We start from the raw sequence: 14,291 nt of genomic DNA on the forward strand, positions 1-14,291 counted from the left end.
CATGGCGTCGGCGCGGTGGACGTCCGGCCACGGGCGGCTACCCTTGCCCGGTGCAGACGATCCTCCTCTTCGTGCTCGGCGTCCTGGTCATGGTCGTCGGGTTGGCCGTGTCGATCGCCCTGCACGAGGTGGGCCACCTCGTGCCGGCGAAGAAGTTCGGCGTGAAGGTCGGCCAGTACATGATCGGCTTCGGGCCGACCGTCTTCTCGCGCAAGAAGGGCGAGACCGAGTACGGCGTCAAGGCGTTGCCCCTCGGCGGCTACATCTCGATGTCGGGCATGTTCCCTCCGGGCAAGACCGGGGGAGGCGCGCGCCAGTCGAGCACCGGCTTCTTCAACACCCTCGTGCAGGACGCCCGGACCGCCAGCGCCGAGACCGTCGACGAGGGCGACGAGTCGCGCACCTTCTACCGCCTGCCCGTGTACAAGCGCGTCGTCATCATGCTCGGCGGGCCGTTCATGAACCTGCTCATCGCGATCGTGCTGTTCGCCGTGCTGCTCTGCGGCTTCGGCGTCCAGCAGGCGAGCACGACCGTCGGCAGCGTCAGCACCTGCGTCCTGCCCGCCGGGTCGACGGAGACGAGCTGCCCGTCCGACGCGCCCGAGGCCCCCGCCTACGCCGCGGGCATGCTGAACGGCGACCGCATCGTGTCGATCGACGGCACGACCGTCACCGACGGCGACCAGATCACGAGCATCCTCCAGCGTTCTCCCGGCGACACCCTCGACGTCGTCGTCGACCGCGACGGCACCGAGCGCACGCTGCAGGTGACGCCGGCGCTGTCCGAGCGGTACGTGACCACGTCGAGCGGGGCCGTGGCGACGAACCCCGACGGCAGTTCGCAGACGCAAGAGGTCGGCTTCGTCGGCATCGGCTTCGCCTACGAGAAGGTACGCGAGCCCGTGACGGCCGTGCTGCCGGCCGTCGGAGACAACATCGCGCACGTCGTCGGCGTCATCGTCACGCTGCCGCAGCGTCTGGTCGGGGTGGCCCAGGCCGCCTTCGGCGGGGCCGAGCGCGACCCGAACGGCCCGGTCAGCGTCGTCGGCGTCGGACGCATGGCGGGTGAGATCGCGAGCCTCGACACCATCCCGGTGGTCGACCGCATCAGCACCCTCGTCGGTCTGCTCGCGAGCCTCAACGTCGCGCTGTTCGTGTTCAACCTGGTGCCGCTCATGCCGCTCGACGGCGGCCACGTGGCCGGAGCCCTCATCGAGGCGATCCGCCGCGGCTTCGCCAAGCTCTTCCGCCGTCCCGATCCGGGCCCGGTCGACACGGCCAAGGCCATCCCCGTGACCTTCGCCATCGTGATCCTGCTCGGGGGCATGACCGTCCTGCTGACCTATGCCGACATCGTGAACCCGATCGACATCTTCGGCTGACGACCGGTGGCGGGCGTCGCGTGACGGGCCGGTCACCCGCCCGTCACGCGGCGTCCAGCGCCGAGGTTTACGATGACACCGTGCCAGCAGTCAATCTCGGAATGCCGAAGGTCCCCGAAGTCCTCGCCCCGCGCCGCAAGACGCGGCAGATCAAGGTCGGCAAGGTGCTCGTGGGCGGCGACGCCCCCGTCAGCGTGCAGTCGATGACCACGACTCCGACCCCCAACATCAACGCCACCCTGCAGCAGATCGCCGAGCTCACCGCCAGCGGCTGCGACATCGTGCGCGTCGCCGTGCCGAGCCGTGACGACGCCGAGGCCCTTCCGATCATCGCGAAGAAGAGCCAGATCCCGGTCATCGCCGACATCCACTTCCAGCCCAACTACGTCTACCAGGCGATCGACGCCGGCTGTGCGGCCGTCCGGGTCAACCCCGGCAACATCCGCAAGTTCGACGACCAAGTCGGCAAGATCGCCGCCGCGGCGAAGGCCGCGGGCGTCTCGATCCGCATCGGCGTCAACGCCGGCTCGCTCGAGCCCAGCATCCTGCAGAAGTACGGCAAGGCCACGCCCGAGGCGCTCGTCGAGTCCGCCGTGTGGGAGGCCTCGCTGTTCGAAGAGCACGACTTCCACGACTTCAAGATCTCGGTCAAGCACAACGACCCGATCGTCATGGTCAAGGCCTACCGTCAGCTCGCCGAGCGCGGTGACTGGCCCCTGCACCTCGGCGTCACCGAGGCCGGTCCCGAGTTCCAGGGCACGATCAAGTCGGCCACGGCGTTCGGCATCCTGCTGAGCGAGGGCATCGGCGACACCATCCGTGTCAGCCTCAGTGCCCCGCCCGCCCAAGAGGTCAAGGTCGGCCTGCAGATCCTGCAGTCGCTCAACCTGCGCGAGCGCAAGCTCGAGATCGTCAGCTGCCCCAGCTGCGGTCGTGCCCAGGTCGACGTCTACAAGCTCGCCAACGACGTCACCGACGGGCTCGAGGGCATGACCGTGCCTCTGCGCGTCGCCGTCATGGGCTGTGTCGTCAACGGCCCGGGCGAGGCCCGCGAGGCCGACCTCGGCGTCGCGTCCGGCAACGGCAAGGGGCAGATCTTCGTGAAGGGCGAGGTCATCAAGACCGTCCCCGAGTCCGAGATCGTCCAGACGCTCATCGACGAGGCGAACCGCCTCGCCGCCGAGATGCCCCCCGGCGAGCTGGGCTCGCCCGAGGTCGTCACCGTCTGACCCGATACGCCCCGGGGGCGACGCGACCCCCTTCAGGAGGCGCGGTGCGAGGGTTCTCGCACCGCGCCTCCTGCGTGCGGTCGCGTCCGTGCCCGGGGCCGCCCCAGCCGTGTGTCGTCGTGTGACGCCCCGATGTGACGCGCCCCGGGGCGTCGGCCAGCATGGAGCACGCACCGCGACAGCCTCGGCCCACCCCCGAGCGGTGCTCCAGCAGCGCCCCGAGAGGAACCCATGACCAGCAGCGCCCCCCTGATCGACGCCCCCAAGAAGGGCCCCGGTCGACTGATCGCCATCATCGTCGCGGTCGTCGTCGTGCTCGCCGCCGTCGGCATCGCGATCGGGGTCACCCGTGGCGGTGGCGACGACGAGACCGTCCGCATCGGCGTCGTCGGCGCGAGCGACCCGTACTGGGCCGACTTCGTCCAGGCCGCGGCCGACGAGGGCATCACGGTCGACCTCGTGGACTACTCGGACTACGAGCAGCCGAACCCGGCCCTCGCCGACGGCGAGATCGACCTGAACCAGTTCCAGCACATCGTCTACCTCGCGCAGTACGACGTGGCCTCGGGCAACGACATCGTGCCGATCGGTTCGACGGCGATCTACCCCCTGCCGCTGTACTCGTCGAAGTACACCGAGCTGAGCGACTTCCAGCAGGGCGACACCATCGCGATCCCCGACGACTCGAGCAACCTGGCCCGCGCCCTGCTCGTGCTGCAGTCGAACGGCCTGGTCTCGCTGAAGGACGGCGGCACGATCTTCTCGGGCGTCAACGACGTCGACGAGTCGAAGTCGAAGGTCAAGGTCGCCACGGTGAGCGCCGACCTCGCCGCCACGTCGCTGCCCGACTACGCCGGCGCGATCATCAACAACGACTTCGCGACCAAGGCCGGCCTGTCGACCGACGACGTCATCGCGCAGGACGACCCCAACGACCCGTCGTCGGTGCCCTACGCCAACGTCTTCGCCGCCCGTGCGGAGGACAAGGACAACGCGACCTACCAGAAGCTCGTCCAGATCTACCAGGACACCAAGACCGTCACCGACGGCGTCGTCGACAACTCGGGCGGCACGGCGATCATCACGAAGATCCCCGCGAGCGACCTCGAGAAATCGCTGACCGAGACCGAGAAGCTCGTCGAACAGAACGGCTGACCCCACCAGGTCGCCACCCCCGGCCCGGACCGCGCGCAGACACCCGCCCGCGGTCCGGGCCTCCGCCCGTGCCGAGGAGAACGCGTGCCCGCCATCACCCTGACCGACGTCGTCAAGACGTACCCGCCCCGCGAGAAGGGCGCCGCACCGCTGACCGCGGTCGACGGCGTCAGCCTCGAGATCGCCGAGGGCGAGATCTTCGGCATCATCGGCTACTCGGGCGCGGGGAAGAGCACCCTGGTACGCCTCGTCAACGCCCTCGAGCCCACGACGAGCGGGAGCATCCGCGTCGACGGTCGCGAGATCACCGGCCTGCGTGAGCGCGAACTGCGCGGGGTCCGGGCCGGCATAGGCATGATCTTCCAGCAGTTCAACCTCTTCTCGTCGAAGACGGTCTGGGGCAACGTCGAGTTCCCGCTCAAGGCGGCGGGCGTGCCGAAGGCCGAGCACCAGCGGCGCATCAGCGACCTGCTGCACTTCGTCGGCCTCGGCGACAAGGCCCACGCGCGGCCGGACCAGCTCTCGGGTGGACAGAAGCAGCGCGTCGGCATCGCCCGGGCGCTCGCGACGAACCCCCGCATCCTGCTGGCCGACGAGGCGACGAGCGCCCTCGACCCCGAGACGACGAGCGAGGTGCTCGCGCTGCTCAAGCGCGTCAACGCCGAGCTCGGCATCACCATCGTCGTGATCACCCACGAGATGGACGTCATCAAGTCGATCGCCGACCGGGTGGCCGTGATGGACTCCGGACGCGTCGTCGAGACCGGCCCCACCTTCGAGGTGTTCTCCGACCCGCAGCAGGCGTCGACCAAACGGTTCGTCTCGACCGTCATCGCGGGCACGCCGCACGGCGACGAGCTCGAGGCGTTGCGGGCCCGGCACGACGGCACCCTCGTGTCGGTGCGCATCGCGGAGGGCGGCGTCGACCAGCGCGACGTCTTCGCGCTGCTCGCCCGTCACGGCCTCTCGTTCGAGATCGTCTTCGGTGGCGTCAACGACATCCAGGGGCGCACCTTCGGCACCCTGACCCTCGCCGTGACCGGCGACGACGCTGCCGTCCGGGCGGCCGTCGCCGAGCTGGGCGACAACGCGACCGAACTGCCCACCTCGCCGGCGACCTCGGCCGCACCCACGGAAGGACGCTGACATGGACTCCCTGATCAAACTGCAGCCGATGCTGTGGCAGGCGGCCGTCGAGACCGTCTACATCGTCGCCCTGACGCTGCTCTTCGGCGGCATCGGCGGACTCGTGCTCGGCCTGGCGCTCTACCTGACGCGGGGCGGGGCGCTGTTCGCGAACCGCGTCGTCTACGGTGTGCTGAACGTGGTCGTGAACGTGTTCCGGCCGATCCCGTTCATCATCTTCCTGGCCGCGGCCCAGCCGTTGGCGAGGTTCGTCATCGGTTCGGGCAGCGGCAACCCGGCCATCATCTTCACCCTGTCGCTCGCCGCGTCGTTCGCCATCTCGCGCATCGTCGAGCAGAACCTGCTCACCGTGCAGCCGGGCGTCATCGAGGCCGCACGAGCCGCGGGGGCCGGGCCGGCCCGCATCATCGGCACGGTGCTGCTGCCCGAGGCGCTCGGACCGCTCGTCCTCGGGTACACGTTCATCTTCGTCGCGCTGGTCGACATGTCGGCGGTGGCCGGCTACATCGGCGGCGGCGGGCTCGGCAACTTCGCCCTGCTCTACGGCTATCGGCAGTTCGACCCGGTCGTGACCTGGGCCGCGGTGCTCCTGATCATCGTCCTGGTGCAGCTCGTCCAGTTCCTCGGCAACTGGCTGGCGAGGCGCGCGCTGCGTCGATGAGGCACCGGGGCCGTGGGCGCCGGCGCTGTCGGGGGACTGGTTTACAGTGGGGCGCGTGACCGACACCGCCACCGCCAGCCAGACCCCGCCGCCGGCCTCGGCCCCCGTGACGCCCGCCGAACTCGAGCGGGCCAGGCAGATCGTCGGGGCGGTGTCTCAGGCCTTCGGCCGCAAGGTCGTGGGTCAGACGGCCCTCCGCGACACCCTGCTCGTCGCCTTGATCACCGGTGGGCACGTCCTGCTCGAGAGCGTCCCGGGGCTGGCCAAGACGACCGCCGCGCAGACCATCGCGCAGTCGATCGACGCCAGCTTCCGGCGCATCCAGTGCACGCCCGACCTGCTGCCGAGCGACATCACGGGCACGCAGATCTACGACGCCCAGAAGTCGACGTTCGTCACCCAGCTCGGGCCGGTCCACTCGAACTTCGTCCTGCTCGACGAGATCAACCGATCGAGCGCCAAGACCCAGAGCGCCATGCTCGAGGCGATGCAAGAGCGGCAGACCACCATCGGTGGCACGGTCTACCGGCTGCCGTCGCCCTTCCTCGTCCTGGCCACGCAGAACCCGATCGAGCAAGAGGGCACCTACCAGTTGCCCGAGGCGCAGCTCGACCGCTTCCTGTTGAAAGAGATCCTCGACTATCCGACTCCGGCCGAAGAGGCCGAGATCATCCGGCGCATCGAGAGCGGCGTCTACGACGAGACCGCCGCACCCTCGACCGGCGTCGGCCTGGCCGACGTCGTCTACCTGCAAGACCTCGCCAAGCGCGTCTACGTGGACGCGTCGATCGTCAACTACATCGTCCAGCTCATCTACGTCACGCGGCACCCTCAGCAGTACATCCCGGCCACCCTCGCCGACTACGTCGAGTTCGGGGCCAGCCCGCGGGCGAGCATCGCCTTCATGCAGGCTGCCCGGGCCCTCGCCCTGCTGCACGGGCGCGACTACGTCATCCCCGAAGACGTCAAGCACCTGCGACACTCCGTGCTGCGACACCGCCTGATCCTCAACTACGAGGCCACGGCCGACGAGGTCGCGCCCGAGACGATCATCGACGCCGTGTTCGGCGCCGTCCAGACCCCCTGACGCCGGTGGCCAGCCTGCTGCTGCGTGTGCGGACGAAGATGGGGCTCTTCGCCCACCGACGCACGATCGACCTGCTCGAAGGCGGCTACGCCTCGGTGCACCACGGGCGCAGCCACGACTTCGACGACCTCAGGGCCTACGTCCCGGGCGACGAAGTGAAAGACATCGACTGGAAGGCGACGGCCCGTCACGGCGAGCCCCTGGTCAAGCGGTACATCGCCAGCCGCCGGCAGAACCTCGTCCTGGTGATGGACACCGGTCGCAACATGGCGGCGACGGCGACGAGCGGCGAGTCCAAGAAAGACATCGCGCTGATGGCGGCGGGCGCCCTCGCCTACATCGCCGCGAAGCACGGTGACGTCGTGTCCCTGGTGGCGGGCGACTCGTCGGGTACCCGCGCGCACCCGGCCGGCGCGACCGAGGCCCACCTCGAGACCCTTCTGCGCCAGGTCGACCGACGGGTCGACCTGGACGCCCCGACGAGCGACCTCGCCTCGGTGCTCGAGTGGGTCGCCCGCGGCATCCGGCGCCGCTCGATGCTGCTCGTGGTCACCGACGACGTCGCGATCGACGAGCGCATCACCCGCTTGCTGCGCCGTCTGCGCGCCCAGCACGAGGTCGTCTGGCTGACGATCGGCGACGCCGACCTGATGACCCGCGCGGGCCACGCCGGCGAGGTCTTCGACGTGCGAGAGATGTCCGGGCTCCCGGCCTACCTCCGCGAGAACGCACAGCTCCGGCGCGAGTTCGACGACTCGTCCGTCCGACGCGTGGGCGACACCGAGCGCGAGCTCCTGGCCCTCGGCATCAGCAGCCAACGACTCGGCAGCCAGGCCGAGGTCGTGCCGGGTCTGTTCGCCCTGATCGAGAAGCACCGTCGTGTCGGGCGCTGACGACTTCTTCGGGCCCTACCAGTACCCGCTCTGGCTGCTCTGGCTCGTGCTCGGCCTGGCCGGGCTGGCCCTCGTGGTCGCCTGGTACGTCTTCGTGTTCCGTTTCTCGGCACGCCGACTTCCCCCGGCCCAGCGAGCGGCCCAGGCGGCGTCGAGACCGCCTGCCCTCGCCGACACCAAGGCGAAGTACCTCGCCCTGATCGACGAGGTCGAGACGGCCGCGATCTCGGGGCGGCTCAACGACCGCGGGGTGCACTCGCGGCTCAGCCTGCTGTTGCGGTTCTTCGCACACGAGACGAACGGCGTCGACACGCACGTGATGACCCTCGCCGACCTGCGCGAGTCGAACCTGCCCCGGCTCGCCGGGGCGGTCGAGCAGTACTACCCGCCGGCCTTCCGACTCGAAGAGCCCGGCGACACCGCCCGTGCCGTGGCCACCGCGAGAGACCTGGTGTCCTCATGGGGCTGATTTTCTGGTGGCTGCCGCTGGTCGCACTGGCGGTCGTGGCGGTGGCGGCGTGGCTCTACGTGCGGTGGAGGCGCCGGGACAGGGCGCGCCTCCGTCGTCTCGGCGTCCCGGTCGCGCACGGCGAGCGGCTGACCGCGCTGCCCGCCTACCAGCGCGTCGTCCGGCGCTACCGTGCCGCCCTCGCGGTCGTGCTCGTCGCCATGGTGGCGCTGACCGGCATCAGCGTCCTGCTCGCGGCCCGCGTCTCGAGCACCGACGTCGTCGAACCCCAGTCGTACAAGCGCGACATCATGCTCTGCCTCGACGTGTCGGGCTCGATGACCGAGGTCGACTCCCAGATCGTCGACACGTTCTCGACCCTCTCGCAGGGGCTCGACGGCGAACGCGTCGGGCTCTACCTCTTCGACAGCTCGGCCGTGCAGGCCTTCCCGCTCACCGACGACTACGACTTCGTCCGCACGCAACTCGAGCAGTACCGCGACTCGTTCGACACCATGGGCGAGAACGGGACCCGCTACTGGACGGGCACCGACCTCGGTGACGGTGCCTCGTTGATCGGTGACGGCCTGGCCTCGTGCGTCCTCGGCTTCGGCGACGACGACAGCACGCGACCCAAGTCGGTCGTGCTCGCCACCGACAACTACGTCAACGGCAAGGCCCTGCTCACGCTCACCGAGGCAGCCGACCTGGCGACCGAGCGCGACGTCCGCGTGTACGCCGTGAACCCCGCCGACCACGCCACGGACGCCGTGGCCGACCAGGTCGCCGACGAACTGCGCACCGCGGCCGAGTCGACCGACGGCGGCTATTACGCCCTCGACGATTCGACGACCGTGCCGCAGATCGTCGACGAGATCGACGCCCGCGAGGCGGGGCTGTTCACGGGGGCCCGACGGCTCGTGGTGACCGACCATCCGCAGGCTCTGGCCATCGCGGCCTTGCTCGTCGCGATGGGTGGGCTCGTGATGCTCTGGCGGGTGCGGCTGTGATCGCCGGCGCGCTGGTCTTCCAGCCCGTGCTGCCCTGGTGGCTCCTCGCCGTGGCCGCCGTCGCCCTGCTCGGGTTCACCGGCTGGCGCGTGGTGGCCGAGCGGGGCCGACGACGGGCCCTGCTCACCTGGGTGCGACGTCTGGTGATCGTGGCCCTGCTCCTCGTCGTCGCGGTGCGCCCGAGCCTCCCGGGTGGGTCGGCGCAGGCGTCGGTCGCGCAGCTCAACGTCTTCTTCGTGGTCGACACGACCTCGAGCATCGCGGCGGAGGACTGGGGCGACGGCCAGCGTCGTCTCGACGGGGTGCGGGCCGACATCGCCGAGGTCACCTCGCAGCTGGCGGGAGCCCGGTTCTCGTTGCTGTCCTTCGACAGCACCGCCGTCCTGCGGACGCCGCTGACCGACGACGCCTCCGCCGTGGTCGCCGCGGCCGACGCCATGAACCAAGAGGTCACCTACTACTCGAGCGGCAGTTCCGTCAGCGAGGCGAACGACCTGCTGGCCGAGCGCTTGACCGAGGCGCGGCAGAGCGCCCCAGAACGAGCCAACGTCGTCTACTACCTCGGCGACGGCGAGCAGACCAGCGGCACCGAGCCCGAGAGCTTCGCGGCCTCGGCCGGCGACGTCGACGGCGGTGCCGTCTTCGGCTACGGCACCGAGCAGGGGGGCAAGATGCGCGTCTTCGACGGCTACGGCGACGAGTACTCGACCAAGGAGTACATCCAGGACCGCACGCAGCCCGGCGATCCCGACGCCGTCTCGACCATCGACGAGGACACCCTCCGGCGCATCGCCGATCAGCTCGGCGTGCCGTACGTGCACCGCACGGCCGAGACGTCCGTGGACGCCGCCGTCGCGGACGCCCGCGACGGGGCCGTCGCCTCCGACGAGGGGCGGGCCGACAGCCTGATCGACCTCTACTGGATCGCCGCGATCCCGGCGTTCCTCCTGTTGTTGATCGACGTCGCCCTCGTGGCCAGGGCCCTGGGCGAGGTCCGCCCGACACGGCCCCTGCGCGACGAGCGTGGGCCGGGCCGTGGGCGTGGCCGTGCCGCGACGTCGACCCTCGACGCCGCCCGACCCGAGAGGGGAGCACGCCCGTGACCGACACCCTCGTCCCGCCGCCCGTCGACGAGATCCGCCGCGCCCACGAGGCCGAGGCCGGGCCCACCGTCGAGCAGTACCGCAAGCGCCTCCGACGTCGGCTGCTGCTCTGGTCGGCACCGGTCGTCCTCGTGGTGCTGCTCGTCGCGCTCAAGCTGCTCAGCCTGCCCACGTTCGCCGCCCTGACGCAGTGGTCGTACGGCGACCAGCAGTTCGAACGCAGCGCCTCCCTCTCGGAGCCCCTCGGCGTCGCCAACGTGGTCGAGCCGTGGGTGCACCACTTCGACCGGGGCACCGCCTACGCGCAGATCGGCGTGCTCGACGTGGCACGGCAAGAGTTCGTCACGGCGCTCGACCTCGCCCCGGACGACGCGACGATCTCGTGCGTCATCCGGGTCAACCTGGTGCTCACGATCGAGGCACAGGGCGACGCGGCCCTGCTCGAACTGCGCTACGCCGACGCCGAGGCGTTGTACGAACTCGGGCAGAAGACCGTCGACGAGGCGCCCGAGGGTTGCTTCCAGCCGCCGGAGGACCCCCAGCAACCCGACACCTCGCAGCCGCTCGACGACGCCCAGCAGCGCCTCGACGAGAAGGGGCAGCAGGCCCAGGGGGGCCAGGGCGACGAGCAGCAGCCCGGAGGCGACGACGGCAGCGATCCCGGTGCCGGGGGAGACGAGCCCGGCGAGGGCGAGGGGCAGGCCGAGTCCGACGACCCCCTCGACCAGCTGCAGCAGCAGGGCGAGCAGAGCCAGCAGCAGCAGCAACAAGACACCGACCGCGACCGCTACTACGAGCAGAACCCGGGCGACTACGACGGCAAGCCGTGGTGACCCGGGCGCGCCCCTAAGCTGGACGGGTGTCCACACGTCTCTCCCAGCTCTTCGTCCGCACCCTCCGAGAAGACCCTTCCGACGCCGAGGTGACCAGCCACCGGCTGCTCGTCCGTGCCGGGTACATCCGGCGTCAGGCGCCGGGCGTCTTCGCCTGGCTGCCGCTCGGCCTGCGCGTCAAGGCCAGGATCGAGGCGGTCATCCGCGACGAGATGCAGGCCGCCGGTGCCCAAGAGGTGCACTTCCCCGCCTTGCTGCCCCGTGAGCCCTACGAGGCCACCGGGCGCTGGACCGAGTACGGCGACGGCATGTTCCGGCTGAAGGACCGCAAGGACGCCGACTACCTGCTGGCTCCCACGCACGAGGAGGCCTTCACCCTGCTGGTGAAAGACCTCTACTCGTCGTACAAAGACCTTCCCCTGACGCTGTTCCAGATCCAGGACAAGTACCGCGACGAGGCGCGGCCCCGGGCCGGCCTGCTGCGTGGCCGCGAGTTCACCATGAAGGACGCCTACTCGTTCGACGCGTCCGACGCCGGGCTCGACGAGAGCTACCAGAAGCAGCGCGACGCCTACGAGCGCATCTTCACCCGTCTCGGTCTCGAGTACGTCATCGTCAAGGCGGACGCCGGGGCCATGGGTGGTTCGCGCAGCGAGGAGTTCCTGCACCCGACCGCCATCGGCGAGGACACCTTCGTCCGCTCGGCCGGCGGCTACACCGCGAACGTCGAGGCCTTCACGACGATCGTGCCCGACACGGTCCCGCTCGAGGGCCTCGCCCCCGCCCGCCGCCTGGCACCCGCCGACACGCCGACCATCGACTCGCTCGTGGCCCAGCTCAACGCCGACGAGGCCCGGGACTCCGGCCCCTGGACGGCCGCCGACACGCTGAAGAACGTCGTCGTCGCGCTCAGTCACCTCGACGGAAGCCGTGAGCTCGTCGTCGTCGGCCTGCCCGGCGACCGCGAGGTCGACATGAAGCGGCTCGAGGTCGCCTTCGCGCCGGCCGAGGTCGAGGCCGCCGGCGACGCCGACTTCGTGAAGAACCCCGTCCTGGTCCGCGGCTACCTCGGCCCCCAGGTGCTCGGCGGCGAGTCCGACTCGGGCATCCGCTACTTCGTCGACCCCCGCGTGGTCGAGGGCTCGGCCTGGGTCACCGGGGCGAACGAGAAGGGCGTGCACGTCGCCGGCCTGGTCATGGGTCGCGACTTCACCGCGGACGGCACCATCGAGGCCGCACAGGTCCGCGAGGGCGACCCCGCCCCCGACGGCTCCGGCCCGATCGAGACCGCCCGCGGCATGGAGATCGGCCACGTCTTCCAGCTCGGTCGCAAGTACGCCGAGGCGCTCGGCCTCAAGGTGCTCGACGAGAACGGCAAGCAGGTCACGGTCACGATGGGGTCGTACGGCATCGGCGTCACCCGCATCCTCGCGGTGATCGCCGAGGCGAACAACGACGCCAAGGGCCTGATCTGGCCCGCGAACGTCGCCCCCTTCGACGTGCACGTCGTGGCCACGGGCAAGGACCCCGTGGTCTACGAGGTCGCCGAGAAGCTCACCGCCGACCTCGAGGCCCACCGTCTCGACGTCCTCTACGACGACCGTCCCAAGGTCTCGCCCGGCGTCAAGTTCGGCGACGCCGAACTGCTCGGCGTGCCACAGATCGTCGTCGTCGGCCGCTCGGCCGGCGAGGGCGTCGTCGAACTCTGGGACCGCCGCACGGGCGAGCGCACCCCGGTCCCCGTGGCCGAGGCCGTCGCGACCCTCACGGCTCCGCGGGCGTCCTGAGCGCCGGCACCGCGCCTCCTCGTCCCGGTCGGGACGACCCCGAGGAGGCACGGTGCCGACCCCGGCGAACGGTCCGCCGGGCACCGCGCTCTCGGGTACCGTAGAGCCATGCTGTGCGCGCCATCGTGCGTGCAGCCTGCAGATCTGAATAGTGGAGGCCCTCAGTGGACATCGACCTGAGCGTGCTGCGTCTCATGGAGCGCGAGCGTGAAATCCCCTTCGACGAACTCGTGCGCATCATCGAGCAGGCCATCCTGACGGCCTACCTCAAGCACACGAACCAGCCCGAGAGCCGCATCCCGGCTGCTCGCGTCGAACTCGACCGCAAGACCGGGCACGTCTCGGTCTTCGCCATCGAACGCGACGACGAGGGCGAGGTCGTCGGCGAGTCCGTCGACAGCCCCAGCGACTTCGGCCGCATCGCCGCCTTCGCGGCCAAGCAGGTCATCAACCAGCGCATGCGCGACATCGGCGACGACAAGGTGCTCGGCCAGTTCAAGGGCCGTGAGGGCGACATCGTCGCGGGCGTGATCCAGCAGGGGCCCAACCCCCGCATGATCCATGTCGACCTCGGCACGGTCGAGGCGATCCTGCCGCCCGAAGAGCAGGTGCCGGGCGAGAAGTACACCCACGGCTCGCGCATCCGCGTGTACGTCACCGGCGTCAGCAAGGGCACGAAGGGGCCGCAGATCACGGTCTCGCGCACCCACCCGTCGCTCGTGCGCAAGCTCTTCGCCCTCGAGGTGCCCGAGATCGCCAGCGGTGTCGTCGAGATCGTCTCGCTGGCCCGCGAGGCCGGTCACCGCACCAAGATGGCCGTCCGCGCGACCGAGCCCGGCGTCAACGCCAAGGGGGCCTGCATCGGCGAGATGGGGCAGCGCGTGCGTGCGGTCACCACCGAGCTGAACGACGAGAAGATCGACATCGTCGACTACTCCAGCGACCTGCCGACCTTCGTCGCCAGCGCGCTGTCGCCGGCCAAGGTCTCGTCGGCCTTCGTGATCGACGCGTCCACCAAGGCCGTCCGGGCCCTCGTGCCCGACTACCAGCTGTCGCTCGCGATCGGCAAAGAGGGGCAGAACGCCCGCCTCGCCGCGAAGCTCACGGGCGCGCGGATCGACATCCAGCCGGACAGCATCCTCGAAGACGACTGATCGCTCCGACACGACCGTCACACGACGAGGGCGGCCGGCGCACCACGCCGTTCGCCTTCGGCGTCTCCCGTCCGACGACCCGAGGGGGTAAGGTGGAACCCGTCAGAACGTGCATCGGTACTCGAGCGCGCGCTCCGCGATCCGCACTCGTGCGGGTCGTCGCCCGAAACGGACGTCTCGTGGTCGATCCGACCGCGACCCTTCCCGGGCGGGGTGCGTGGTTGACGCCGTCGATCGACGCGTTCGAGTCGGCAGTGAAGCGCAGGGCTTTCCGCCGTGCACTCCGCCTCGACTCCGAACCCGACGTCGACGAGCTCCGCGCCCACCTCACGCGGATCACCACTTCACGACCCATCGCCACGACAGAACAGGCTGAACGGCACATGGACAACTAATGAGCAAG

Annotated in this window: 14 protein-coding genes; all 14 read left to right on the forward strand. The window is 70.1% G+C overall.

Annotated elements, in window-relative coordinates:
* Nucleotides 1-50: 50 nt before the first annotated feature.
* The 14 genes from ASG28_RS03885 (at nucleotide 51) to ASG28_RS03950 (ending at nucleotide 14,283) form a co-directional block, all read left to right on the forward strand.
* Nucleotides 51-1,382: a M50 family metallopeptidase gene (locus ASG28_RS03885; protein WP_200925255.1), complete on the forward strand. Its 1,332-nt coding sequence runs from the start codon at nucleotides 51-53 to the stop codon at nucleotides 1,380-1,382.
* Nucleotides 1,383-1,462: 80 nt separating this feature from the next.
* The gene (ispG, locus tag ASG28_RS03890) at nucleotides 1,463-2,611 is read left to right on the forward strand and encodes a flavodoxin-dependent (E)-4-hydroxy-3-methylbut-2-enyl-diphosphate synthase (RefSeq protein WP_171007237.1); all 1,149 of its coding nucleotides are present in this window, start codon (nucleotides 1,463-1,465) and stop codon (nucleotides 2,609-2,611) included.
* A 231-nt stretch (nucleotides 2,612-2,842) separates the two neighbouring features.
* A complete protein-coding gene (locus ASG28_RS03895) occupies nucleotides 2,843-3,766 on the forward strand; it encodes a MetQ/NlpA family ABC transporter substrate-binding protein (RefSeq protein ID WP_055972203.1) in 924 nt (307 codons plus the stop codon).
* A gap of 84 nt (nucleotides 3,767-3,850) precedes the next feature.
* Nucleotides 3,851-4,912 (forward strand): methionine ABC transporter ATP-binding protein, encoded by a 1,062-nt coding sequence (locus tag ASG28_RS03900; protein ID WP_055972206.1) that lies wholly within the window; start codon nucleotides 3,851-3,853, stop codon nucleotides 4,910-4,912.
* A 1-nt stretch (nucleotide 4,913) separates the two neighbouring features.
* Nucleotides 4,914-5,573: a methionine ABC transporter permease gene (locus ASG28_RS03905; protein ID WP_055972209.1), complete on the forward strand. Its 660-nt coding sequence runs from the start codon at nucleotides 4,914-4,916 to the stop codon at nucleotides 5,571-5,573.
* Nucleotides 5,574-5,628: 55 nt separating this feature from the next.
* Nucleotides 5,629-6,660 carry an AAA family ATPase gene (locus ASG28_RS03910; RefSeq protein ID WP_082454343.1) on the forward strand — a complete coding sequence of 344 codons (1,032 nt, stop codon included), beginning with the start codon at nucleotides 5,629-5,631 and terminating at the stop codon, nucleotides 6,658-6,660.
* A 5-nt stretch (nucleotides 6,661-6,665) separates the two neighbouring features.
* Nucleotides 6,666-7,553, forward strand: a complete 888-nt coding sequence (locus ASG28_RS03915) for a DUF58 domain-containing protein (protein ID WP_055972212.1) — start codon at nucleotides 6,666-6,668, stop codon at nucleotides 7,551-7,553.
* Nucleotides 7,540-8,022 carry a hypothetical protein gene (locus tag ASG28_RS03920; protein ID WP_055972215.1) on the forward strand — a complete coding sequence of 161 codons (483 nt, stop codon included), beginning with the start codon at nucleotides 7,540-7,542 and terminating at the stop codon, nucleotides 8,020-8,022. Before ASG28_RS03915 ends, ASG28_RS03920 begins: the two co-directional genes overlap by 14 nt.
* Complete coding sequence (locus ASG28_RS03925) at nucleotides 8,013-9,011, forward strand: vWA domain-containing protein (RefSeq protein WP_055972218.1); 999 nt, start codon at nucleotides 8,013-8,015, stop codon at nucleotides 9,009-9,011. The genes ASG28_RS03920 and ASG28_RS03925 overlap by 10 nt, the downstream gene beginning before the upstream one ends.
* Complete coding sequence (locus tag ASG28_RS03930) at nucleotides 9,008-10,114, forward strand: VWA domain-containing protein (protein ID WP_055972220.1); 1,107 nt, start codon at nucleotides 9,008-9,010, stop codon at nucleotides 10,112-10,114. The genes ASG28_RS03925 and ASG28_RS03930 overlap by 4 nt, the downstream gene beginning before the upstream one ends.
* On the forward strand, nucleotides 10,111-10,947 hold the full coding sequence (locus ASG28_RS03935; protein WP_055972223.1) for a hypothetical protein: 837 nt from the start codon (nucleotides 10,111-10,113) through the stop codon (nucleotides 10,945-10,947). Before ASG28_RS03930 ends, ASG28_RS03935 begins: the two co-directional genes overlap by 4 nt.
* A gap of 26 nt (nucleotides 10,948-10,973) precedes the next feature.
* Nucleotides 10,974-12,734 (forward strand): proline--tRNA ligase, encoded by a 1,761-nt coding sequence (locus tag ASG28_RS03940; protein WP_055972226.1) that lies wholly within the window; start codon nucleotides 10,974-10,976, stop codon nucleotides 12,732-12,734.
* 164 nt (nucleotides 12,735-12,898) lie between these two features.
* Nucleotides 12,899-13,888, forward strand: a complete 990-nt coding sequence (gene nusA, locus ASG28_RS03945; protein WP_055972230.1) for a transcription termination factor NusA — start codon at nucleotides 12,899-12,901, stop codon at nucleotides 13,886-13,888.
* Between the two features lie 92 nt (nucleotides 13,889-13,980).
* A complete protein-coding gene (locus tag ASG28_RS03950; protein WP_055972234.1) occupies nucleotides 13,981-14,283 on the forward strand; it encodes a YlxR family protein in 303 nt (100 codons plus the stop codon).
* The last annotated feature ends 8 nt before the right edge of the window (nucleotides 14,284-14,291 follow it).

The organism is Frigoribacterium sp. Leaf415 (assembly GCF_001424645.1).
In the GTDB taxonomy this organism is placed as follows: domain Bacteria; phylum Actinomycetota; class Actinomycetes; order Actinomycetales; family Microbacteriaceae; genus Frigoribacterium.